This window comes from Rasiella rasia (genome assembly GCF_011044175.1).
Taxonomy (GTDB): domain Bacteria; phylum Bacteroidota; class Bacteroidia; order Flavobacteriales; family Flavobacteriaceae; genus Marinirhabdus; species Marinirhabdus rasia.
The window spans coordinates 3,161,903-3,186,326 of record NZ_CP049057.1 but is presented as its reverse complement, the minus strand read 5'-3'; the positions used below and the strand labels follow the sequence as shown (position 1 = coordinate 3,186,326).

Annotated in this window: 22 protein-coding genes and 2 tRNA genes; 15 read left to right on the top strand and 9 right to left on the bottom strand. The window is 38.0% G+C overall.

Annotation, left to right across the window (positions count from 1 at the left end):
* Window positions 1–292 precede the first annotated feature (292 nt).
* From dnaB to tgt, 5 genes are all read right to left on the bottom strand, one after another.
* Window positions 293–1,849 carry a replicative DNA helicase gene (dnaB, locus tag G5B37_RS14190; protein WP_164680676.1) on the bottom strand — a complete coding sequence of 519 codons (1,557 nt, stop codon included), beginning with the start codon at window positions 1,847–1,849 and terminating at the stop codon, window positions 293–295.
* A 156-nt stretch (window positions 1,850–2,005) separates the two neighbouring features.
* Window positions 2,006–2,959, bottom strand: a complete 954-nt coding sequence (locus G5B37_RS14185; RefSeq protein ID WP_164680675.1) for an acetyl-CoA carboxylase carboxyltransferase subunit alpha — start codon at window positions 2,957–2,959, stop codon at window positions 2,006–2,008.
* Window positions 2,960–3,014: 55 nt separating this feature from the next.
* A complete protein-coding gene (locus tag G5B37_RS14180) occupies window positions 3,015–3,917 on the bottom strand; it encodes a DMT family transporter (protein ID WP_164680674.1) in 903 nt (300 codons plus the stop codon).
* Window positions 3,904–4,983 carry an LptF/LptG family permease gene (locus G5B37_RS14175; RefSeq protein WP_164680673.1) on the bottom strand — a complete coding sequence of 360 codons (1,080 nt, stop codon included), beginning with the start codon at window positions 4,981–4,983 and terminating at the stop codon, window positions 3,904–3,906. Before G5B37_RS14175 ends, G5B37_RS14180 begins: the two co-directional genes overlap by 14 nt.
* Window positions 4,984–6,114 carry a tRNA guanosine(34) transglycosylase Tgt gene (gene tgt / locus G5B37_RS14170; protein ID WP_164680672.1) on the bottom strand — a complete coding sequence of 377 codons (1,131 nt, stop codon included), beginning with the start codon at window positions 6,112–6,114 and terminating at the stop codon, window positions 4,984–4,986. It lies immediately after the preceding gene.
* Window positions 6,115–6,334: 220 nt separating this feature from the next.
* On the opposite strand from tgt, the gene G5B37_RS14165 reads away from it, so the two are divergent.
* Both G5B37_RS14165 and G5B37_RS14160 read left to right on the top strand, forming a co-directional pair.
* A complete protein-coding gene (locus tag G5B37_RS14165; protein ID WP_164680671.1) occupies window positions 6,335–7,180 on the top strand; it encodes a transketolase in 846 nt (281 codons plus the stop codon).
* Between the two features lie 48 nt (window positions 7,181–7,228).
* The gene (locus G5B37_RS14160) at window positions 7,229–8,182 is read left to right on the top strand and encodes a transketolase family protein (RefSeq protein WP_164680670.1); all 954 of its coding nucleotides are present in this window, start codon (window positions 7,229–7,231) and stop codon (window positions 8,180–8,182) included.
* 73 nt (window positions 8,183–8,255) lie between these two features.
* On the opposite strand, the gene G5B37_RS14155 is transcribed toward G5B37_RS14160, so the two are convergent.
* The gene (locus tag G5B37_RS14155) at window positions 8,256–9,191 is read right to left on the bottom strand and encodes an FKBP-type peptidyl-prolyl cis-trans isomerase (protein ID WP_164680669.1); all 936 of its coding nucleotides are present in this window, start codon (window positions 9,189–9,191) and stop codon (window positions 8,256–8,258) included.
* 79 nt (window positions 9,192–9,270) lie between these two features.
* Here G5B37_RS14155 and G5B37_RS14150 point away from each other — a divergent pair, with 79 nt between their 5' ends.
* Together G5B37_RS14150 and G5B37_RS14145 are read left to right on the top strand one after the other, a co-directional pair.
* The gene (locus tag G5B37_RS14150; protein WP_164680668.1) at window positions 9,271–9,648 is read left to right on the top strand and encodes an RNA-binding S4 domain-containing protein; all 378 of its coding nucleotides are present in this window, start codon (window positions 9,271–9,273) and stop codon (window positions 9,646–9,648) included.
* Between the two features lie 32 nt (window positions 9,649–9,680).
* The gene (locus tag G5B37_RS14145) at window positions 9,681–10,184 is read left to right on the top strand and encodes a phosphoribosyltransferase family protein (protein ID WP_164680667.1); all 504 of its coding nucleotides are present in this window, start codon (window positions 9,681–9,683) and stop codon (window positions 10,182–10,184) included.
* Here G5B37_RS14145 and G5B37_RS14140 read toward each other — a convergent pair.
* On the bottom strand, window positions 10,176–10,694 hold the full coding sequence (locus tag G5B37_RS14140) for a shikimate kinase (protein WP_164680666.1): 519 nt from the start codon (window positions 10,692–10,694) through the stop codon (window positions 10,176–10,178). The genes G5B37_RS14145 and G5B37_RS14140 overlap by 9 nt on opposite strands.
* 148 nt (window positions 10,695–10,842) lie before the next feature.
* Between G5B37_RS14140 and G5B37_RS14135 the strand changes: the two genes are divergently transcribed.
* Window positions 10,843–10,915: transfer RNA gene (locus G5B37_RS14135), tRNA-Lys, on the top strand.
* A gap of 59 nt (window positions 10,916–10,974) precedes the next feature.
* A tRNA-Leu gene (locus tag G5B37_RS14130) sits at window positions 10,975–11,060 on the top strand.
* 32 nt (window positions 11,061–11,092) lie between these two features.
* Here the strand turns inward: G5B37_RS14130 and G5B37_RS14125 are convergent.
* Complete coding sequence (locus G5B37_RS14125; protein ID WP_164680665.1) at window positions 11,093–14,440, bottom strand: VCBS repeat-containing protein; 3,348 nt, start codon at window positions 14,438–14,440, stop codon at window positions 11,093–11,095.
* A 141-nt stretch (window positions 14,441–14,581) separates the two neighbouring features.
* On the opposite strand from G5B37_RS14125, the gene G5B37_RS14120 reads away from it, so the two are divergent.
* Genes G5B37_RS14120 through G5B37_RS14100 form a run of 5 tightly spaced genes read left to right on the top strand, consistent with a single transcriptional unit; the run spans window position 14,582 to window position 18,998 of the window.
* A complete protein-coding gene (locus tag G5B37_RS14120; protein ID WP_164680664.1) occupies window positions 14,582–15,499 on the top strand; it encodes a MerR family transcriptional regulator in 918 nt (305 codons plus the stop codon).
* A 49-nt stretch (window positions 15,500–15,548) separates the two neighbouring features.
* Window positions 15,549–17,012 (top strand): phytoene desaturase family protein, encoded by a 1,464-nt coding sequence (locus G5B37_RS14115; protein ID WP_164680663.1) that lies wholly within the window; start codon window positions 15,549–15,551, stop codon window positions 17,010–17,012.
* Window positions 17,009–17,851, top strand: coding sequence for a phytoene/squalene synthase family protein (locus G5B37_RS14110; RefSeq protein ID WP_164680662.1), 843 nt, complete (start codon window positions 17,009–17,011; stop codon window positions 17,849–17,851). Before G5B37_RS14115 ends, G5B37_RS14110 begins: the two co-directional genes overlap by 4 nt.
* Before the next feature lie 4 nt (window positions 17,852–17,855).
* The gene (locus G5B37_RS14105) at window positions 17,856–18,305 is read left to right on the top strand and encodes a sterol desaturase family protein (RefSeq protein ID WP_164680661.1); all 450 of its coding nucleotides are present in this window, start codon (window positions 17,856–17,858) and stop codon (window positions 18,303–18,305) included.
* Between the two features lie 3 nt (window positions 18,306–18,308).
* On the top strand, window positions 18,309–18,998 hold the full coding sequence (locus G5B37_RS14100; RefSeq protein ID WP_164680660.1) for a lycopene cyclase domain-containing protein: 690 nt from the start codon (window positions 18,309–18,311) through the stop codon (window positions 18,996–18,998).
* Here G5B37_RS14100 and recQ read toward each other — a convergent pair.
* Window positions 18,995–21,190 (bottom strand): DNA helicase RecQ, encoded by a 2,196-nt coding sequence (gene recQ / locus G5B37_RS14095; RefSeq protein WP_164680659.1) that lies wholly within the window; start codon window positions 21,188–21,190, stop codon window positions 18,995–18,997. The genes G5B37_RS14100 and recQ overlap by 4 nt on opposite strands.
* 201 nt (window positions 21,191–21,391) lie before the next feature.
* On the opposite strand from recQ, the gene G5B37_RS14090 reads away from it, so the two are divergent.
* From G5B37_RS14090 to lptB, 4 genes are all read left to right on the top strand, one after another.
* A complete protein-coding gene (locus G5B37_RS14090) occupies window positions 21,392–22,357 on the top strand; it encodes a KpsF/GutQ family sugar-phosphate isomerase (protein ID WP_175017410.1) in 966 nt (321 codons plus the stop codon).
* Window positions 22,357–23,202, top strand: a complete 846-nt coding sequence (gene tatC, locus G5B37_RS14085) for a twin-arginine translocase subunit TatC (RefSeq protein WP_263649810.1) — start codon at window positions 22,357–22,359, stop codon at window positions 23,200–23,202. The genes G5B37_RS14090 and tatC overlap by 1 nt, the downstream gene beginning before the upstream one ends.
* Window positions 23,186–23,536, top strand: coding sequence for a carboxymuconolactone decarboxylase family protein (locus G5B37_RS14080; protein ID WP_164680658.1), 351 nt, complete (start codon window positions 23,186–23,188; stop codon window positions 23,534–23,536). Before tatC ends, G5B37_RS14080 begins: the two co-directional genes overlap by 17 nt.
* Before the next feature lie 140 nt (window positions 23,537–23,676).
* Entirely contained in the window at window positions 23,677–24,417 is a 741-nt protein-coding gene (gene lptB / locus G5B37_RS14075; protein ID WP_164680657.1) for an LPS export ABC transporter ATP-binding protein, read from the top strand.
* Window positions 24,418–24,424: the final 7 nt, after the last annotated feature.

The window sequence follows — 24,424 nt, the reverse complement described above, 5'->3', positions numbered from 1 at the left end:
TGCTATTGCGTTCATTTGTAATACTATTTCCAATAATATGTGAGGTTTTTAAGTAGTTCATTGAAATAATTACAAGTCCCTTTTCACAACAACAAACCACACCACCCAACGGAGTTTTATTTGGGATAGGGTTATACTACACACAACAAACAGCTGTTGCCTTCTAAAATGTGGGGATTTATACTAGAATTTTAAAGATATAAAAAAAAGCCGCAGTTGGCGGCTTTGGTTTACATATTTTGTGGTTGGGTTTTAACTCAAGCTTGCGCCAAGAGCCTTAACATGCCATTGGTTAGAATGGCACATCGTCATCGTCACCCTGTGGTGAGAGGTCGTTATTCATGGCGCTACCAAAGGCTTCATCTGCGCTTGGCAAATTGTCTGTTTTAAAGGTATCGTCGTTGGCAGCAGCGTTCATTTTACTATGAAACTCGCCTGTAAAGTCAAAAGTTTCTAGATTTTCAAAACGTCCTAGATGGCCAATAAATTTCAGTCTAATTTCATCTAACCCACCATTACGGTGCTTGGCTACAATAAACTCTCCTTGCCCTTCGGTTGGAGAACGCTCTTCGTCATCCCACTCTTCTATTTTGTAGTACTCTGGGCGGTAAATAAAGCTTACAATATCTGCATCCTGCTCTATCGCTCCAGATTCACGCAGGTCACTTAACAAAGGGCGTTTGCTTCCCCCACGGGTTTCTACCGCTCGCGATAACTGCGATAAGGCTATTACAGGTACCGCCAATTCTTTTGCCAAGGCTTTTAGGTTTCGCGAAATGGTAGAAATCTCTTGTTCACGATTTCCGCCTTTTTGACTCCCTCCTGCGGTCATTAACTGAAGGTAATCTATCATGATAAGTTTTATACCGTGTTGAGACGATAACCTACGTGCCTTTGCCCGTAAATCGAATATAGAAAGTGAAGGAGTATCGTCTATAAACAGCGGTGCTTTTTCTAGCGCATTCACTTTTACGTTAAGCTGTTCCCACTCGTGCTTCTCTAGGTTTCCGGTACGTAACTTTTCTGAAGATAAGCCGGTTTCCGAAGAGATTAAACGCGTTATAAGCTGTACAGAGCTCATCTCCAGCGAGAAAAACGCGACAGGTATATTATGTTCTACCGCTACATTACGTGCCATAGACAGCGTTAGGGCGGTTTTACCCATACCAGGACGAGCTGCAATGATAATTAAATCACTAGGCTGCCAGCCCGAGGTAAGCTTGTCTACTTTATCGAACCCAGAAGGGATTCCTGAAAGGCCTTCGCGGTTGGCAATTTCCTGAATTTTCTTCTTTGCCTGTATCACCAATTGCTGGGCAGTCTCTGAAGATCGTTTTATGTTTCCTTGTGTAATTTCGTATAACTTACTTTCTGCCGTATCTAATAAATCGAAAACGTCTGTGGTTTCGTCATACGATTCTTCTATAATTTCGTTGGAAATTTTAATGAGCGACCGCTGAATATATTTCTGTAATATGATACGTGCATGAAACTCAATATGCGCCGAAGAAGATACTTTTTGGGTAAGCTGAACAAGGTAAAATTCACCTCCTGCTTGCTCTAGCGTAGCGTTCTTCTTAAGTTGAGAAGAAACGGTTAATAAGTCTACTGGTTCGCTATTTTCAAAAAGCATATGAATGGCGTCAAAAATATGCTGATGCTGCTGTTTGTAGAAAACATCTGAGGATAAAATATCAATCACCTCATCGACCCCTTTTTTGTCAATCATCATGGCTCCTAATACAACTTCCTCTAAATCAGTTGCTTGTGGTGGTAATTTTCCTTTTTCCAACGAGATTACCTGCGCGGAACGTGATTTATATGAGGTTTGAGGTTGCACTTTTTCCATGGAACGAAAGTAAAGAAATTGTTAAGAGAATGGCGCTTCTTTATAACGCCTAATATCTACATTAGATTGTTGAAAACTGCAGATAACTTGTTAATAAGCCTAAAAAAAATCTGAAGTTCACACTTCAGATTTTGTAATGTGTTGGTATGGTTGAAATCAGCCTTTAAAGACACCCATTTCAGAATACTTATCCATACGTTTTTCAACCAAATCTATTGGGGATAAGTTCTTAAATTCACCATATGCCTTCTCGATGGCAGTGGCTACATTTCTGAATGTCTTTTCACGATCTGAATGTGCTCCTCCTAGAGGTTCTTTTACAATCTGATCAATAAGTTTCATTCGTTTCATATCGGTAGCGGTAAGCTTTAACGCTTCTGCAGCCTGTTCTTTAAACTCCCAACTACGCCATAAGATAGACGAGCAGCTTTCTGGAGAAATTACAGAGTACCAAGTGTTTTCTAACATAAGCACTTTGTCTCCTACACCTATCCCTAATGCTCCACCACTGGCTCCTTCACCAATAATTACAACAATAATTGGCACTTTTAGTTTGGTCATTTCAAAAATATTGCGAGCAATAGCCTCTCCTTGTCCGCGCTCTTCAGCCTCTAAGCCTGGATAGGCACCTGGAGTATCTATTAATGTAACCACGGGAACATTAAACTTTTCTGCAGAATGCATAAGGCGTAATGCTTTACGGTAACCTTCTGGATTTGCCATACCAAAATTTCGGTATTGGCGAGTTTTGGTGTTATACCCTTTTTGCTGACCAATAAACATATAGCTCTGGTCACCAATTTTACCCAAACCACCAACCATGGCTTTATCGTCTTTAAAATTACGGTCTCCGTGTAATTCTAAAAAAGAATCCCCACAAATGGCATTGATATAATCCATTGTGTAAGGGCGGTTGGGGTGACGTGATAATTGCACACGTTGCCAAGGGGTTAGGTTTTTATATATTTCCTTTTTGGTATCTGTTAACTTCTTTTCAATTTGTTTGCAGGTATTGGTCACATCTACATCACTGTCTTCACCAATCTGACATGCCTTTTCATACTGCTCCTGCAACTCTTTAATAGGTAACTCAAAATCAAGATATTCCATCGTAGTTTTTGGATTTTTTGACTAAATTATAGTTTACAAAGATAAAATATTGTGTCTATGTTTTGTCTAAAGTACGCTTTTTTCTGTCTAATCTATTTTTAACAATCCCGTTAGCCACTACTGTTGCTATGATAATCAGCGCTCCATAATAAAATTGCGGACTCATATTTTCTGCATCTCCTAGAATGAGTAGTGCTAAAATTATACCATACACGGGCTCCATATTTATGGTAAGCATTACGGTATACGGGCTTATCCATTTCATGACATGTAAGGAAGCGATAAATGCGTAAGCTGTACAGACCGAGGCTAGAATTATTAGGTACAGCCAATCTGTTGGTTGTAGCTGAAAAAATGCTGGATCGAAACTTCCGCTAAAGACAAGATAGATGGTAATACATAAGGTACCAAAACCGAGCTCGTAAAACGAAACTGCCGACGCATTGTACTGTACTAAATACCTTCCGTTAATAACCGAAAACAAAGATCCTAAAAATGAAGCTGCCAACGCCAGGAGTATTCCGTAGAAATAATCGCTTTCTACTTTAAAAATAATATACAGCCCAACAATTACAAGCAACCCGAAAACTACTTCATAGGCAATAATTTTTCGTCTGTAAAACAAGGGTTCTAAAAACGATGTGAAAAATGCCCCGGTAGACATGATAGCGAGTGTTACCGATACATTACCAATTTTTATAGCCCCAAAAAATGCCAACCAATGCAATGCGATGAGCAATCCAGCAAACGCGATTAACGCAAGTGTTTTCTTCGGAAATTTTAACCCTATGTTTCTGAATTTTAAGAAAAGAAAGATAAAGGCTGTTGCCATTAACATACGGTACCAAACCAGCGGGATAGCATCTATAGAAATGAGCGCCCCAAGCACTGCCGTAAAACCCCAAATAAAAACTATAAAATGAAGGTGTATGTAATTGAGGAGTTTATCGTTTCGCATTTCTTAACAGATAGACTGCTAAAATAGCAAATACAAAATTAGGAAACCACGTTGCTATAAATGGCGAGAAATCACTCTGCTCTGCCATGGTTCCAAAAATCTTGTCGAAGAAAATAAACACCATCCCAATGGCAATACCAATGGCAAGGTTTACCCCCATACCGCCACGTCGTTTAACAGAAGATACCGCAACAGCAATTACAGTAAGAATATATGCAGATACGGGTAAACTCCATCGTTTGTAGCGTACCACTTCATATCTATTAATATATGAAGACCCTCTAGCCTTCTCACGGGCAATGAACTTATTAAGCTCCACGATATTTAACGTTTCCGCAATATAATCTACAGGCGTAAGATCTTCCATCTCAAAGTCGAATACCGTATCTAGACGTTCTTTGCTTTCTATAATATCGTCGTGTTCGCCTACTTTACGCTTTGTATATCTAAATAAGGTATAGGTACTATCTGCACTGTTGTATACAATTCGGCTTGCAGCAATCTTATAGGTCATTTTGTTGCCTTCAAAATGCTCTAAGGTGAAGTTATTACCACTCTTTTCTTTTACGTTAAAGTAACTTGCGTAGATGTAATCGTTTTCGTTAATCTGCCTAAAGACATTGGTTTGGTCTCGGTCTTGTTTCCCCTTTTTTAAGTACTCATACTTAAATTCATTAAACCCTTTACTTGCCGTAGGTGCAAAGTACATTCCAGAAGCCAAGGCTACTAAACAAACAATAGTCGCACCTATCATGTACGGTCTTAAAAAACGATAGTACGAAACCCCACTACTCAAAAATGCCACTACCTCGGTATCGTTGGCTAGTTTGGAAGTAAACCAAATCACCGAGAGAAATAAAAACAACGGAAATAGTAAGTCTGCGAAGTAAATAGTAAAGTCTAAAAAATACTTTGCTACAATTGGAAAAGGCACTTCGTTCGCCAAGATCTTATCAATCTTTTCGGCTAGATGCACAATGATACCAATGGGTATAAAAAGAAGGAGCAACAAGATAAATGTGCCCAAGTATTTTTTTAATATGTAGCGATCAAAGATGCTTAACATTTACAAACGTTTGTCCATTTGTTGTACCATTTTATTTTTCCAAGGCGTAAATGTACCGGCAAGAATTTGTTTTCTAGCTTCACGCATTAACCAAAGATAAAAACCTAGGTTATGAATGGTACATATTTGTCGCCCTAGCATTTCATTTACAGTAAATAAATGACGTACATACGCCTTGCTGTATTCTGTATCTACCCATGTAATTCCCATTTCATCTATAGGTGAAAAGTCCTGCTCCCACTTCTTATTTTTAATGTTAATGGTGCCGTGCGCGGTAAAAAGCATTCCGTTTCTTCCATTTCTAGTTGGCATCACACAGTCAAACATATCAATTCCTAAAGCAACATTCTCTAACAAGTTAATAGGTGTTCCTACTCCCATTAAGTAACGTGGTTTTTCCTTCGGAAGTATAGCTGTAACCACTTCGGTCATAGCATACATTTCTTCGGCAGGTTCTCCAACTGAAAGTCCGCCAATGGCATTTCCTGCTGCACCTGCATTTGCAATATATTCTGCAGATTGTTGTCTTAAATCTTTGTAGGTACTTCCTTGTACAATTGGGAAAAACGTCTGATTGTAATCATAGGTAAGCGGTGTTTTATCTAGATGCTTTATACAGCGATCTAACCAACGATGCGTCATATGCATAGATCGTTTGGCGTAGTTATAATCGCATGGATAAGGTGTACATTCATCGAAAGCCATAATAATATCGGCGCCTATTTTACGCTGAATTTCCATCACGTTTTCTGGCGTAAATGTATGGAAGCTCCCGTCTATATGCGACTTAAATTTAACTCCTTCTTCTTTAATTTTTCGGTTTGCTGAAAGCGAATAGACTTGAAATCCACCGCTATCGGTAAGAATATTTCGGTCCCAATTCATGAATTTATGCAATCCGCCTGCCTTTTCAATAATATTGGTTTGAGGCCTAAGGTATAGATGGTAGGTATTTCCTAAAATAATGTCTGGATTGATTTCGTCTTTTAACTCACGTTGGTGTACTCCTTTTACGGTTCCAACGGTGCCTACTGGCATAAAAATAGGAGTTTCTACAACGCCATGATCTAGCTTCATACTACCTGCTCTGGCTTGACTTTCCTTATCTAATCCTTCTAATGTGAACTGCATGCACTTATTTTTCTTACGGGCACAAAGATACCGTTTCTCCCGACGAATTACGAACGACCAATTACGAATTACGCAGAAGACCAAGAGATTTAAAACCCAACGTACCAAAACTGAATTGATAGCTGTTAACAAAAGACCAAAATCGTTAATAAGTGCCTTGTTTTCGCCTTTGCACTAGGTCTTAATTGCCTTACTTTTGAAACTGAAAATAAATGGCATTATGGCAAACATTGAAAAGTTAGAACAATTGGTCACTCAAGTACGTAGAGATATACTACGTCAAGTACACCGAGTAAACTCTGGTCACCCAGGAGGCTCACTTGGCTGCGCAGAATTTTTTGTAGCACTCTACCAAGAGCTGATGGACCGAAATGAAGGTTTTTCGATGGACGGCATTGGAGAAGATCTCTTTTTCTTGTCTAACGGACATATCTCACCTGTGTTTTATAGTGTGTTGGCTCGCTCTGGTTATTTTCCAGTAGACGAACTGAACACCTTTCGTCATATCGATTCACGTTTACAGGGGCACCCAACCACGCATGAAGGGTTGCCAGGTATTCGTGTAGCCTCTGGATCTTTAGGTCAGGGTATTTCCGTAGCCATTGGTGCAGCAGAAACAAAAAAACTAAACAATGACAAACATCTTGTCTACACCCTTTGTGGAGATGGAGAATTACAAGAGGGTCAGAATTGGGAAGCGATCATGTATGCCGCTGGAAATAAAATTGACAACCTAATTGTAACTATAGATTATAACGGGCAGCAAATAGACGGTTCTTTAGAAAATGTACTTCCTATGGGTAACCTTAAAGGAAAATTTGAAGCCTTTGGTTGGGAAGTTCTAGAAATAAAAGAAGGGAACAATCTGGAAGCCATCATTAATACACTGAGTACCGCAAAAGAACATACTGGGCAAGGTAAGCCTATCTGTGTTTTAATGCACACGGTAATGGGTAATGGCGTAGATTTTATGATGCATACCCACGCATGGCATGGTAAGGCACCTAATGACGAGCAACTAGAAACGGCTCTGGCACAAAATCCAGAAACGCTAGGCGACTACTAAGAACACGAGGCTATTAATTAAAAGAAACCCGCCAGCGCGGGCAATACGATGAAAAAATATACAGATTCAGGCAAAAAGGATACACGCTCAGGTTTTGGAGCAGGACTTACCGAACTAGGAAAAACAAATAAAGATGTGGTTGCACTCTGCGCCGATCTTACAGGTTCGTTAAAAATGGACGAATTTAAAGCCAATCATCCAGAACGTTTTTTTCAAGTTGGAATTGCTGAAGCTAATATGATGGGTATGGCAGCGGGGATGACTATTGGCGGGAAAATCCCGTTTACTGGCACGTTTGCTAACTTTTCTACAGGCCGCGTGTATGACCAAATTAGACAGAGTATTGCCTATAGCGGGAAAAATGTAAAAATTTGTGCTTCTCATGCCGGAGTTACCTTAGGAGAAGATGGCGCAACACATCAGATTTTAGAAGATTTAGGGCTTATGAAAATGCTTCCGGGCATGACTGTAATAAATACTTGTGATTACAACCAAACCAAGGCGGCTACCTTAGCAATAGCAGAACACGACGGACCTGTATACCTTCGTTTTGGGCGACCTAAAGTGGCGAATTTCACCGAAGAGAATGGAAGTTTTAAAATTGGAGAGGCCGTACACTTACAAGAAGGTACTGATGTTACCTTGATAGCCACTGGACATTTAGTTTGGGAAGCCTTACAAGCAGCCGAACAATTACATGAGCAGGGAATTTCCGCAGCAGTACTAAACATTCATACCATTAAACCTTTAGACGCAAATGCAATTGTAGCTTCTGCTAAAAAAACAGGAGCGGTAGTAACTGCCGAAGAGCATAATTATTTAGGAGGTTTAGGAGAAAGCGTAGCTCGCGTATTATCGCAGCAACATCCTACACCGCAAGAATTTGTAGCTACCAACGATACATTTGGCGAGTCTGGAACCCCAGACCAGCTTATGGCAAAATACGGTCTAAATACCGAAGCTATTGTAAATGCTGCTAAGAAGGTAGTGTCTAGAAAATAGACTTAAAACATACACCAATAAAAAAATGCCTTGAAATTAGTTCAAGGCATTTTTTATATTCATTTATTACAGATTAACTATCTGCATCTAAGTGATCGGGAATGCCGTCACCGTCTGTATCTGTAAAGGTTACATTTCCTTGGCTATCGATTACAATCTCATCTCTAGTAGGTCTTCCATCGCCGTCATCGTCTGCATCGTCGAAGTTTGGAGCTACATCACCGTCTGTATCGTCATCTTCTTCTAGACCGTTTCCGTTTGGGTCTTCCATAAAAGTAGGTAAACCATCACCGTCTTGATCTCCAGTTTCCTTTGCATATAGCTGAAATGTAAAAATTAACTGAGAGTACAACGGAATGTCTGATCCAGGAGGTGGATTCACATAATAGCCTAAACCTGCTTGCATAAAGACAGCACCTACACCATAATCCTCAAAGCTGATAGATCCGTCTGGATTTGTAGTAAAATTTGAAGCAGTTTCAAATTCAATAATTGCGTCCTGAAGACCATTTACAATAGTTGTTAAATCGAATTTTACCGGTGTGACAGAAGAATCGAATAACTTTGTGTACGGACTCGTGCTTTCTTCTTCATTAATATAAATTCCTTCGTAGCTTACGGTAGCAAAATCACCAAATGTAGGTTTTTCACCAGCGCCTTGAAGTGCATCAAGATAGTAAAGTTTATAGGTTACGCCTTCTGTAACACGGTCTTTCACTATTTTAGAAGACACTTGGTCTATTAAACGTATTTTATCTGCATTCTCGCCAGCAATAGTATCGAACTTTATTTTATAGTCGAAATTAGCAGGAGGGTTTGCAAATTCTTCGTAATTGTAAAAATGCGTATTGAGGTATTCTTCTACAATCACCGTGCTTAAAGGTTCTTCTTCCCCACGATCTCTTGCAGGTACAAAATTTGGATCTGTATTATCATCATCACCTCCACATGCTACTAGCGCAGGAAGGATTGTTAAAAGTAGTACTCCGTATTTTAATATTTTTTTCATCATCAATTTTTCAGGTGCGCAAGATACAATTTTCCGTTATTTTTGTATGCTATGTTAACGCAGAATTAAGTGCTTTTGTATGAGGGTTGATAAATATTTATGGTGTATTCGGTATGTTAAGACTCGAAATATAGGGACACAAGCATGTAAAAAAGGGGCCGTTAAGGTTAATAATGCAACTGTAAAAGCCTCTAGAGAAGTTTTTCCAGGAGATAAAATTTCATTTAGAAAAAACCAAATTAACTATCAAATTGAAGTACTAGATATTCCACCAAATCGAGTTGGCGCCAAGCTGGTAGGCTTGTATAGAGTAGACAACACCCCGAAAGAAGCCTTTGAACAAACCGAATTATTGAAGTATGCTAAAACCTACTACCGCAAAAAAGGTGTTGGCCGTCCTACTAAAAAAGATCGTCGAGACATAGACGACTATAAAGAACGAGGCGAAGAGGAATAATTATAACTATGTATCTTTGAAAAAAATACGCAATGCCAAAAACGGAGACATTAATATTGAATAAAACTGAAATCGCTCATAAGATTAGACGCATGGCGTATCAAATTTATGAGGCGAATGTGTCTGAAGAAGTTGTAATTATAGCCGGAATTCAGGATAATGGGTATGTACTAGCCGAAAAGCTTAAGAGAGCTGTTGAAAAGATTTCTCCAATTAAAGTTACCCTCTGTAAAGTAAAGATTGATAAGAAGAATCCGTTAGCTCCAGTTGTTACAAGCATATCTCCTGAAAAATACACCAATAGTAGTTTGGTTTTGGTAGACGACGTGCTACATTCTGGTACCACGCTGATTTATGGTGTAAAGCATTTTTTAGATGTTTCCTTACGTCAGTTTAAAACTGCGGTGTTGGTTGATAGAAACCATAAAAAGTACCCTGTAAAAGCAGATTACAAAGGCATCTCACTCTCTACATCCATTAATGAGAACATTTCGGTTATTTTTGAAAAAGGTAATGACCGCGCGGTGTTAGAATAGTTGTATAACAATAGCCGCGACTACAGCTGCTACTTCATTGTTAGCATCCACTTTAAAAGTTGCTTGTTGGTAATAAAAATTACGCTCAAAAATATGTTTTCTAATAAAATCGTTTAATAGCACTTCCGTTTCTAGATGTGCTATAAGTGGTCTTTTCGATTTCTCTATGAACAATCTTTTGGAAAGCACCTCTAACGACGCATGTAAGAAAACACTTTTTGTATTGGCAGCCTCTTTTATCTGTTGCATGCTGGTGCCATAACAAGGAGTTCCTCCACCCGTTGCCAACACAAACGAAGTATCTGCCGTCAATAAGTTTTGTAGCGTTTCAAATTCCTTTCTTCGGAAGAAAATTTCTCCTTTTTTTTCAAAAATTTCAGAAACAGACAGCTGTGTGGCCTCTTCAATTTGCGTGTCTAAATCTAAAAATGGCACCCCAAGCACTTCTGCCAGTTGTTGTCCCACCGCAGTTTTCCCGCTACCCATGTATCCTATTAGAACTATTTTCATTCTAACAAAAATAGCTATTTTAGACCTTGACCAAGATTTATTAGAAAAAGAAAAATTTTCTTTCTAATAGCTTTGAATAATTAATTTAATGATAGTATATTTGCACCCGCTAAAGGGAAATAACAAGCCCTTTTTTTATTGAAATTATGACTTGGTAGCTCAGTTGGTAGAGCACCTCCCTTTTAAGGAGGTGGTCCTGGGTTCGAGCCCCAGCCAAGTCACAAGAAAGTACTGCTCGTAGCGGTACTTTTTTTGTTACTAGCAGTTTGTTAGTATAGCTACCCGGGTGCTGAAATTGGTAGACAGGCACGGTTGAGGGCCGTGTGCACTAGTTGCGTGTGGGTTCAAGTCCCATCCCGGGTACCACGAGCCATCTCATTTGAGGTGGCTTTTTTAGTTTAACGTATCCATGCCAATAGCTGAAGTGCACTATTGTTATTCGCTACAAGAATAGCTGGGCGTTTTTCGGTTGAAATAAAAATTAATTCAAGATTTTTTACATCATTAGGCATATAGACACCGCTTTTATTGACTTCAAAAATACTGGTGAATGTTCCGTCACCGTTTCCTTGTAAAAACAAACCTTTTCCGGCATCGTAGGCAGGAGTTTCAACCTCTGTACCATACATATTGCCGCCAAGCACCACATCTAAATTGCCATCTTTATCAAAATCGAATACGGTCATATCATTAATTGGGCTAAGCTGGGCTTCAACTGGTAATTCTGAAATAGCAAAATGGTCGCCATTATTCTCTAAATAAAGGCTTGCAAATGTAGTGGCTTGATAATGCAATGCTTGATCTAGTTTTTCTTGACTATAAATCTCTACGAGCGTAGATGAAGCGAAATCGCTATACGACGGAAATCTTTCTTGTAAGTACGGCATTTGTTGTGTAGAACACTCTTTACCTCTTACTGGGGTGAGTTTGCCCTTGTAGAGTTTACTTAAAACAATGTCCTGTGTGCCATTATCATCAAAGTCGTTAGCAAAAATATGCAATGGCTTTTCTGTTGAAGGGTGAAACTTATTGTTGAGCCCAACATTACCTACTAGCACATCTTCATCTCCGTCTTTATCGAAATCGGCTGCTACAATACTGTACCACCAGCCAGTGGTTTCAGACAAACCAAGTGCCTTAGACTGGTCTTTAAAACCTGTTTGAGTATTTATAAATGCTTTTATACCCATCCACTCACCTACTACTAATAAGTCTTTACGCCCATCTTTATTAATGTCGGTCCAACAGGAGGATGTTATCATCCCTGCCCATTCTAGCTGTGGTGCCAGTGTTTTGGTTTTATTTTTGAAAATTCCTTTTTCATTTACCAAGAGATACGATTGTGGTGCAACTGGATAGTTACCAGGTGTTGTTCTACCCGCAACAAAAAGATCCAAATCGCCATCACCGTCCCAGTCGTTTGCGGTGACATTCATGGTACTAGAAGTAATTTCTGGTAACGCGTTACTGTTTTTACTAAAATTTCCGAAGCCATCATTAAGATATAATCTATCCTGTAGCAGTTTTTTGTTAGTAGCAACATCTCCACCTCCACCGCTTGCCACGTACAAATCTAAATCGCCATCTGCATCTGCATCAAAAAATAGCGCACCTGTATCTTCATATTTGGCGTCGTTTATAAAAGAGGGTTGTACAGAACGCACAAAACCTTCTACATTACTCTGAGTATATAGCTGGGCAGGCTGCCCCAAAGCTCCTCCTACATAAAAATCGTCGAAGCTATCGCCGTTAACATCTCCTACTGCAATGGCAGGACCCAATGCTGCTTGTTTATGAGGCAACAATATTTCTTTATTGAAATCGTCGAAATTGTTCTCTGTGTGTTTGTACGTCACTTCTTTCGCTCTTGAAATTGCGTCCATAAAATATGGCTTTGGAGGCTGTGTAGTAGCAACAGTACTTTTAGATTGAGATTTATCTACTGTATGTTTTTTATTAATTGATGGATTTTGCAAGGTTGTAACGGTGCCGTCAGTCCATAAAATTTCGGCTTTATCAACCTTTGTATTCGCACCTAACCCAAAATGTGCCAGCGGCTGCATGCTTGAATAGTATCCTCTTACAAATTGATACTCTACAAGTTGAGTTTGCCCGCCAGCATAGATTTTCACCTGAGCATTTAACACGCTATTTGGAGCGGTTGGATTGGTTAATTCGAATTGTATAAAATGATGTTCTTCTTTTTCAGAAGTTGTGTTTTGATACACAAAAGCCACATCTTCTAAGTTGTTAACCACCAAGTCTAAATCACCATCGTTATCTAAATCGCCATAAGCCGCACCATTAGAGAAAGAAGGTGTTTGCAATCCCCAATCTTCTGTTTTATTGGCAAAAGATAATTTTCCATTGTTTTTAAAACCGTAATTAGGTATGGGTAAGGAGTTTGCTTTTTTTAGCTCTTCAAAATAAATTTCGGCATCAATTCCGTCCTTCTTTTTGCGTTCAATAAAATCTATTCGCCAATCGTTGTCTTTAATATCCCTTTTAAAACCGTTGGTGACATACATATCTTTCTGCATATCGTTATCTAGATCTGCAAGTAGGGTAGCCCAACTCCAATCTGTCTGTGCAACACCAGAAAGATGCGCTACTTCACTAAAAATACCACGTCCTCTATTAACGCTAAGTGTGTTGTACATGTATTGCGGAATTATCTGTCTGTTATTCACCAGATAATTAAAACGGTCTACGTCCATAGACTCCATGAGGGTTTTATTTCTGTAGTGGTCTGCTGGCGTCATGTCTACCACGCTAATGTCTATTAAACCGTCGTTATTAATGTCTGCCGCATCGCAACCCATGGCATAAAAAGAGGTGTGGGCCGTTCTAGCCTGAATTCCTTCTTTAAAGGTTCCATTTCCAACATTAAAGAATAGAAAGTCTGGAACAAAATAATCGTTGGAGATATAAATATCTAAAAAGCCATTTTCATCGAAATCTGAAATCGACACCCCAAGTCCGAATCCTGGGCGAAACAACCCTGCTTCTTTTGTTATGTCTGTGAAGGTGTTGTTGCCATTATTTCTGAAAAGTGTATTGCACGACTTTTTATATTCGGCTTCAGATTTTTCAGATAACGATTTTTCCCAGCCTTGAATTCCTTTTCCATATTTAACATCTGAATGATTCACTACTAACAAATCGAGATCATTGTCTTTATCGTAGTCGAAAAAGACGGCTTGAGAAGAGAAGGAAATATCAGCAATACCGTAAGCGGCTGCACTTTCAGTAAAAGTTTCGTCACCATTATTAATATAAAGCTGATTCGCTAATAGCGCATCTACGGCATCGGGACCCGAGTTGCAGACATATATATCTAACAGCCCGTCTTGGTTAATATCGACCATCGTAACGCCTGTAGACCAATTATCTGAAACTATACCTGCTTTTTTACTTATGTTTTTAAACGTTAAATCCCCCTCATTTAAATATAGTGCATTAGGTGTATCGTTACCGGCAAAAAAAACATCTTGTAATCCGTCGTTGTTTATGTCTCCGATAGCTACACCGCTACCGTTATAAAAATATTCATAGTACCCAAAATGTCTATTTGGTGTTTCCTTTGATGTGTTTATAAAATCTATGCCCGAATCTTTTCCGTCTATCAATAAAAACAGCGGACTCTCGGCATAGCTATTAGTTTGATTGGCTTTATCTGTATTACAAGAGCCAAACAGCCCTATAATTGTACTTAAAAGGATGCAACTAAAAATCTTATCAATCATAATCTTCTATTAACGAAGGTGGTCAACGTAAATATAAACTTTTAATCAAAATTTAGCGCAATAAGCTTTAGTCATTGAGCGCTCTTTGTACAATACTAGTTTGTTTAATGTTATATTTGAAACAGCAATCTTCCTTATTACATGCTTGTAAAAACAAAATTCAGTATAAAAGACCTTGAAAACCTGAGTGGCATAAAGGCCCATACCATACGTATTTGGGAGAAGCGGTATGCGTTATTAACACCATCTCGTACCGATACAAACATAAGGTACTACAATCTAGACAATTTAAAACGTTTGCTTAATGTTACCTTTTTGTACCAACATGGTTACAAAATCTCTAAGATTAAGGGGCTAAGCAGAGATGCGCTTGTAGATTTGGTTAAAGAACTTGCTAAAACAAATGATGCAGAACATTCGGTATACGATTTTAAAATGGCCATGTTTCAATTCGACCAACACTTGTTTGCCACAACATATGAGCGTTTATTAGAGAATAGAACATTTCCTGAAGTGTTTGAGGAGGTATTTATACCCTTACTCACAGAATTAGGTATTCTTTGGCAAGTTGGCACCATAGACCCTTGTCATGAGCGCTTTGTTTCTGAAATGATAAAGCAGAAAATTGTTCTAAATATTGAAAAGCAATATTCAAAATCTATTTTAGTAAACCCTCCTACCATAGCACTTTTTCTGCCTTATCGCGAAATTCATGATATAGGCTTAGTGTATGCAAATTATATGTGTATTAGTCAGGGTATGAATACTATCTATTTGGGCGGAAACATCTCTATGAATAGTCTAAAGGAGGTATTAAAACACCATGAGAACATAATTTTTCTTACCTACTTAACAGTAGAACCTTCTTACCTAAGTATTGTTGATTTTTGTGAGCAGTACAACGAACTTATAGGTGTAAAGAATAAAAATTTGTTATGGCTTATGGGAAGTAAAACCCATCCTCAAAAACAGAATGAATTACCTAAAAATGTTAAACTGATTAAAAGTATCCCTGAACTTAGCGAAGCCCTTAAAATCTTAAAAAATAGCCAAAGTTGAAAAGCAAAATCAATTTTGTTCAAATTATTTATAAATTTGTTAAACAAAAATGAAGCAAACAATAGCAATTATTGGTTCTGGGTTTTCCTCTTTAGCTGCGGCAGCGTATCTCGCTAAGGCAGGAAACGATGTCACTATATACGAAAAAAACAGCACCGTTGGCGGACGGGCGAGACAGTTACACAAAGACGGTTTCACCTTCGACATTGGTCCTACTTGGTATTGGATGCCCGATGTGTTTGAGCGCTTTTTTGCAGATTTCGGTAAAAAGTCATCAGATTATTACGATCTCATAAAACTTAATCCGGCATATTCGGTTTATTTTGGCGAGAACGATTTTATTACGATAGAAGATACTCTAGAAAAAATCTGTATTGCGTTTGAAAAGGAAGAGCCTGGAAGCTCAGTTCAACTTAAAAAATTTATTGCTAAAGCTCAAGATAACTATGAGATTGCAATTAAAGACTTGGTGTACAGACCGGGAGTTTCGGCTTTAGAATTGGTAACACCTGTTACTATGAAAAAAGTAGGGCAATTTTTTAGCACCATTCGAAAGGAAGTTCGTCGCGAGTTTAAAAATAAACGATTAATTGCCATTTTAGAATTTCCAGTATTGTTCTTAGGGGCAAAACCTTCTAACACGCCGGCGTTCTATAGCTTTATGAATTACGCCGATTTTGGACTTGGTACGTTTCATCCAAAGACTGGAATGTATGCTGTGATACAAGGTATGCAGCAGCTTGCAGAAAGCTTAGGGGTTACCATTAAGACCAATGCTATGGTAAGTGCTATTACCGTAGAAAATAAGAAAGCAACGTCACTTACTTGTAATGGCACTAAAATTTCCGCAGATATAATCTTAAGTGGTGCCGATTATCATCATACTGAAACGTTACTACCACAGCAACATAGGCAGTATACTGAACATTATTGGGAGAAGCGAACATTTGCACCTTCTGCCCTATTGTTTTATGTGGGATTCGACAAAAAAATAGAACATGTAGAGCATCATACGTTATTCTTTGACGTAGATTTTGATGCGCATGCGTATACCATTTACGATGAGCCCTCATGGCCAGAAAAGCCTTTGTTCTATGCTAGCTTTCCATCAAAGACAGACACGGCAAGTGCTCCTAATGGGAAGGAAGCTGGGATTTTTCTAATACCCTTAGCTCCAGACCTTGAAGACACATCAGAAATACGCGACATTTATTTTGAAAAAATAATGACTCGATTTGAAAAACTCACAAACCAGAAGGTGAGAAATTTCGTTATATTTAAAGAGTCATTTTGCATAAACGATTTTATAGACGATTACAATTCGTACAAAGGAAATGCATACGGTTTGGCAAACACATTATTACAGACCGCTTTTTTAAGACCAAAACTAAAAAGTAAAAAGGTAGATAATTTATATTTCACAGGGCAATTATCGGTACCAGGCCCAGGTGTACCACCCTCGTTGATTTCAGGAAAGTTAGTTGCCAGTTTAATTGAAAAACACTCTACGTGAAAGAACTTTTCGACATAGTATCGCACCGTTGTAGCAAAGAAGTTACAAATGCCTATAGCACCTCATTTTCTTTGGCAACGAAAATGTTAGCACCTAGTATTCGTCAGGATATTTATAATATTTATGGGTTCGTTCGCTTTGCCGATGAGATTGTAGATAGCTTTCATGACTATGATAAAGAAACCTTGTTTAATAGGTTTGAAGTTGATTTAGATGTGGCCTTAGCCGAAAAAATAAGTCTTAACCCAATTTTAAATTCATTTCAACACACGGTACATGAGTATAACATAGACAAAGAGTTAATCACCGCTTTTATGAAGAGCATGCGTTTAGATCTAAGCAAGTCTGAATATTTAACTGAAAAAGAGTACAAAGAATACATCTATGGCTCGGCAGATGTGGTAGGTCTAATGTGTTTAAAGGTGTTTGTTCAAGGGGACAGTAAAAAATATGAAAGTTTAAAATCTTCTGCCATGCATTTAGGTTCTGCTTTTCAAAAGGTTAATTTTTTGCGCGATTTGAAAGAAGACTTTGAAGGATTAAGCAGAACATATTTTCCTAATACCAACTTAAATGCCTTAGATGAGGAATCTAAAAACCGAATTATCGAAGATATTGAAGACGATTTCAGAAAAGGATATCAAGGTATTTTAAAATTGCCTACAGAAGCAAAGTTTGGTGTTTTTATGGCATATAGGTATTATCGAAAATTACTGAAAAAGTTGGCAAAAACTCCTGCATTAGAAATTAAGAATTCTCGCATACGCGTGCCCAACTATCAAAAATTCGGACTTCTTACTAGAAGCTATGTGAAATATCAACTGAAATTAGTACGTTAGCCCCATGAATACGGTTTTTTGGATATTAATTTTGGTTGGCACTTTTTGCATCATGGAATTTATGGCGTGGTTTACGCACAAGTATGTTATGCACGGATTTTTATGGAGTTTGCATAAAGATCATCATAAAAAAGACCACAACAGTTGGTGGGAGCGAAATGACTTCTTCTTTATTTTTTATGCAGCAGTAAGTATTGGATGTTTTATAGGTTGGCAATATTATGGGTTCTGGGCAGGGCTACCTATTGGCCTGGGTATTTTTGCTTATGGAGTTGCCTATTTTATGGTTCATGATATCTTTATACACCAACGTTTTAAGCTTTTTAGAAACGCTAACAATTGGTACGCAAAAGGTATAAGAAGGGCGCATAAAATTCATCACAAACATTTAGGAAAAGACAAAGGAGAATGTTTTGGCATGTTAGTTCCTCCATTAAAATATTTCAAAAAATAACGGATGAAGTACCTCTATCTTTGGCTAAACCTAGGGTCTTTTATTATTCCATTTCTTTTTAGTTTTCATCCCCGACTTCAATTTTACAAAAAGTGGAAAGGTTTTTTTATTGGAGTTGTGGTAATGATGGCAATTTTTATTCCGTGGGATATTGTTTTTACCACTAACGGTTTTTGGGGATTTAACGACGCTTATATTACGGGATACAAATTTTTAAATCTACCAATTGAAGAATGGCTCTTCTTTATTTGCATTCCCTACGCCTGTATTTTTACGCATTACTCGTTACTCACCTTATATCCAAACTTTAAGTTTTCAAAAAAAGTAGTTAATATAGTGTATGTGGTATTGTTATCGGTACTTATTGTAACGCTCTGGTATCATTATGACAAGTGGTATACCTTCATTAATTTTCTATATGCTCTTGTGATTCTTGGTATTGTTTACAACAGAAACAGGCAGCTCTTACAGCCCTTTTTTGCTACGTACTTAGTAATTTTAATTCCATTTTTTATTGTAAATGGCGTACTTACTGGTAGTGGAACTGAAAGTCCCGTTGTATGGTATAACAATTCAGAAAATCTAGGAATACGCTTACTAACTATTCCTATAGAAGATGTTATTTATAATCTAGGGATGCTTTTAACGGTTTTAGCATGCACTGAGTATTTCAGCAATAAGAAAACCGCTTAGTTTCCTACCTCACTCATAAATTTAAGACGGTATAATCTTAATTCATCAACATCATAATCGCCATCAAATTCTTCCATGGCTGCTTCAATATTATCACTTTCAGATTCTATAAAATAATCGTGAAGCTCTTCTTGCTGTTCTTCATCTAATGTTTCATCTACCCAATAATCTAAATTAAGCTTTGTACCGCTATACACAATAGCTTCCATTTCATTGAACAAAGCGTCCATTTCAATTCCTTTGGCATCGGCAATATCGTCTAAAGCAAGTTTTCTATCTACATTCTGAATGATATAAAGCTTTAAAGCACTATTGGTTCCAGTAGATTTCACGACAAAATCGTCTGGACGAGTGATATCGTTTTCGGTAACATAATTTAAAATAAGAGAGACAAAAGATTTACCATATTTCTTAGCCTTGCCTTCTCCCACACCGTGTACGTTAGCCAATTCTTCTAGGGATATTGGGTATTTAAGTGCCATATCTTCGAGCGAAGGGTCTTGAAAAATAACATATGGTGGTAAACTTAGACTATCGGCTACTCGCTTACGTTCTGCCTTAAGCAGTTTAAATAGCACTTCATCAGAAACCGCTCCACTTCCTTTCTGGTTGGTGACAATGGTATCGTCATTTGCCTGTTTATACGAATGATCTTCGGTCATCATAAATGAAACAGGACTCGCTAGAAATTCTTTTCCTTTTTCAGTAATTTTTATGACTCCGTAGGTTTCAATATCTTTTGAAAGCATTCCTGCAACTAATACTTGTCTCAGCAATGCCATCCAGTATTCGGGGGTTTGGTCGCTTCCTATTCCGAAAAATTCTTGCTGATCTGTGCGGTGTGATTTAATCATGGCGTTCACCTTTCCGATGAGCACATTTACCACTTCTTTTCCCTTATACTGCTGGTTGGTTTCGTTTACCACTTTGAGCAATTTGCCTACATTAGCTTTGGCTTCGTTTTGCTTCTTAGGATTTCGCATATTGTCATCCATATCACCACCTTCACCCGTCTCGTTGTCGAATGCCTCACCAAAATAGTGTAGTATAAACTTTCTGCGCGACATAGAGGTTTCTGCAAATGCAACCACTTCTTGTAACAAAGCATGGCCAATTTCTTGTTCTGCCACGGGTTTGCCACTCATAAATTTTTCAAGCTTTTCTATGTCTTTATAGCTATAAAAGGCCAAACAGTATCCTTCTCCACCATCACGCCCTGCACGTCCGGTTTCTTGGTAGTAGCTTTCAATACTTTTGGGAATATCATTATGCACCACAAAACGCACATCGGGCTTGTCGATTCCCATACCAAAGGCGATGGTAGCCACTACCACATCGGCGTCTTCCATTAAAAACATATCTTGATGGCGTACTCGGGTTTTTGCGTCTAACCCTGCGTGATATGGTATGGCTTTCACACCATTAACTTGTAAAGTTTGTGCAAGTTCTTCTACTCGCTTTCTGCTTAGACAATAGATAATTCCACTTTTACCTTCGTATTGTTTTACAAAACGAGTAATATCTGCGTCTACATTTTTTGTTTTTGGGCGTATTTCGTAGAATAAATTAGGTCTATTAAAAGAAGCTTTAAAGGTATTGGCGCTTTGAATTCCTAAATTTTTCAGTATATCTTCTTGTACTTTTGGTGTAGCCGTTGCGGTGAGTCCGATAATTGGGATATTATCACCTATTCGCATTATAATTTTACGCAAATTTCTATACTCTGGTCTAAAATCGTGTCCCCATTCACTTATGCAATGGGCTTCGTCTATAGCCATAAAAGAGATTGTCTGTTGCTGTAAAAAAGAAACGTACTCTTCTTTGGTAAGCGATTCTGGAGCGACGTACAATAGTTTAGTGATTCCAAGTTCTATATCGCTCATCACCTTTTTGACTTCAGTTTTATTAAGGGATGAGTTCAGCACATGTGCTACACCTTCTTCAGAAGAAAGGGCCCGAAGCGCATCCACCTGATTTTTCATGAGAGCTATTAAAGGGGAAACTACAATCGCTGTACCAGGCTGCATTAATGCAGGGAGCTGGTAGCATAGCGATTTACCCCCTCCAGTGGGCATAATTACGAAAGTATTTTCCTGAGCCAACACGCTCTGCACTACTTTTTCTTGAAGGCCTTTAAATTTTGTAAAGCCAAAATGTTTTTTTAGTGCTGCGTATAAATCAATTTCAGCCACGCTGCTTAAATATTATAAATGTTCGTTATTTATTGGTTAGAATTAAAATTGCGTATACAGGGGAACAATCGTAATTTTGCAACCATTATGGTAAAATGGTATCTTTTACCTATATGTATTGAAACAAGTATTTTATCATTCTTAATTCATACTAAATATACTAATTTCTGAAACAGTTGCAAACTTATTAATGCGCAAATTTTGAATAGAACCTCACAAATAATCTCAGTTGCTAAGCAAACCATTGTAACTGAAAGCAAAGCAATAATGCATCTAGCCGATTTGGTAAATGAAGAATTTGCCGAAGCTGTAGAAACTATCTATAAGTCTAAAGGTCGTGTTGTAATAACTGGTATAGGCAAAAGTGCAAACATTGCAACCAAAATTGTTGCTACCTTAAACTCAACAGGAACACCTGCCATTTTTATGCATGCAGCAGATGCCATTCATGGTGATTTAGGAACCATTTTAAAAGATGATGTTGTTATCTGCATTTCTAAAAGTGGAAATACTCCCGAAATAAAAGTATTAGTTCCATTAATTAAAGGGAGAGGCAATACCCTTGTAGCGATTACTTCTAACCGAGAATCTTTTCTAGGTGTACAAGCTAATTATGTATTACACGCGTATGCAGAAAAAGAGGCATGCCCCAATAATCTAGCACCCACCACAAGCACAACAGCTCAATTGGTTATTGGTGATGCTTTGGCTATGGCGCTTTTAGACTTGCGTGGCTTTTCAAGTAAGGATTTCGCTCGGTTTCATCCAGGAGGCTCTCTCGGAAAAAAACTATACTTGCGTGTAAGTGATCTTACATCTTTAAATGAATGTCCGCAGGTACATCCAGATACAGACGTCAAAAAAGTAATTATTGAAATTTCAGAAAAATTACTAGGTGTTACCGCAGTGGTAGAAGACCAAAAAATTGTTGGTATTATTACAGACGGTGATTTACGTAGAATGCTTACCAAAGAAGACAGTATTAAGGGCTTAACAGCAAGAGACATTATGTCTGCAAACCCTAAAAGGATTAATAATGATGCCATGGCTGTTGAGGCGATGGAGATAATGGACAAACACGGAATTACCCAAATACTTGCTGAAGAAAACGGTGTATATTGTGGTGTTGTACACATTCATAACCTAACCAAAGAAGGCATTATTTAATGACGGCCAAAACGCACACCAATGTTGAGAAAGAGATGTCTTTTTTAGACCATCTTGAAGAATTACGATGGCATCTTATTCGTTCTACCATAGCTGTGGTAGTTGTAGCTACCGTCGCTTTTATCGCTAAAGAGTTTATCTTTGACATAATTATTTTAGGTCCAAAAAGTTCAGACTTCCCAACGTATAAATTATTATGTAGAGCCGCAACCGAACTAGGCTTTGAAGATAATTTCTGTTTCAAAGAAGAAAGTTTCAGAATTCAAAGTAGAACACCTGCAGGGCAATTTTCGGCACATATTTGGACTTCAATTACCGCGGGATTTATTATCGCTTTTCCTTACATCCTCTATGAGTTTTGGAAATTTGTAAGCCCAGGTTTACGAAATAACGAACGTAAAAACAGTCGTGGATTTATCATCATCGCCTCTATCTTATTCTTTATTGGCGTTTGTTTCGGATATTTTGTGGTTACTCCTCTCACCATTAACTTTTTAGGAAGTTACAAAGTGAGTGAAGTAGTTTTTAACGATTTCGACTTAAGTAGCTATATTGGTCTTGTACGAGCTTCGGTACTAGCTAGCGGACTGATTTTTGAGCTTCCAATTATAATTTATTTCCTGACCAAAGTAGGGCTGGTTACTCCGCCTCTATTAAAAAAATACAGGAAATTTGCGCTAGTGGGCGTACTAATTGTGTCTGCAATCATTACCCCTCCAGATATTGCTAGCCAAGTAATTGTGGCAGTACCAGTGCTTATTCTTTATGAAATTAGTATTGTGATTTCAAAAGTTGTAGTGCGCAAACAAAACAAAAAAATGAAAGCTGATGGCAAATCCCGTTGAAGATTTTAATGCCTATCGTTCTAAAATGAACGAAAAAATGATGGCAGACAATAATAAAATTGTCAAACGTATTTTTAATTTAGACACCAATGCCTTTGCTGAAGGTGCCCTCTCAAAAAGAACGAAAGAGCTTCTCGGATTGGGTAACAGTCTTGTACTACGCTGCGACGATTGTGTAAAATATCATTTAGAGACCTGTTACAACCTCAACATTTCCAAAGAAGAGGTTGTTGAAGCCATGAGCGTTTCTTTACTTATTGGCGGTACTATTGTTATACCTCATCTACGTAGAGCTTTTGAATATTGGGAAGCCTTAGAGAACACTAATTCATAATTTTTTCTTCGGAAAATTTAGCCGTACTTTTAACGTTCTAGGAATTAGAGATTGCTAATACACTTGTTTTTCGCCATGCGGAAAGTGAAAACACCTGTTACTACGGGTACAAAAGTTACCAGCCTTGACTGGCAATACATATGAAATTAAAAGCCGAAAATCTCATAAAGTCGTATAAAGGCCGAAAGGTTGTAAAAGGAATCACCGTTGAAGTAAACCAAGGAGAAATTGTTGGGTTGCTGGGTCCAAACGGAGCCGGAAAAACCACATCCTTTTACATGATTGTTGGACTTATAAAACCTAACGGGGGTACTATTTATCTAGAGGGAACAGATATTACAAAGTACCCAATGTACAAACGTGCACAAAATGGTATTGGGTATTTAGCACAAGAAGCTTCGGTATTTAGAAAGCTAAGCATAGAAGACAATATCTTAAGTGTATTACAACTTACCAAGCTTTCTAAAAAAGAACAACATTTAAAAATGGAATCGCTAATAGAAGAGTTTGGCTTAGGTCATATTAGAAAAAGTCGTGGCGATTTATTGAGTGGTGGCGAACGTAGACGTACCGAAATTGCACGCGCGCTAGCAACAGACCCTCATTTTATTTTATTAGATGAGCCTTTTGCTGGTGTAGATCCGGTAGCGGTAGAAGATATACAACGTATTGTGGCACAGCTAAAAGACAAGAACATTGGGATTTTAATTACAGACCATAATGTTCAGGAAACTTTGGCGATTACAGACAGAACCTACTTAATGTTTGAAGGTAGTATTTTAAAACATGGTGAGCCAGAAGAATTGGCTAGCGATGAGATGGTGCGTAAGGTATATTTAGGACAAAACTTTGAGTTACGTAAGAAAAAATTGAATTTTTAAATAAAGA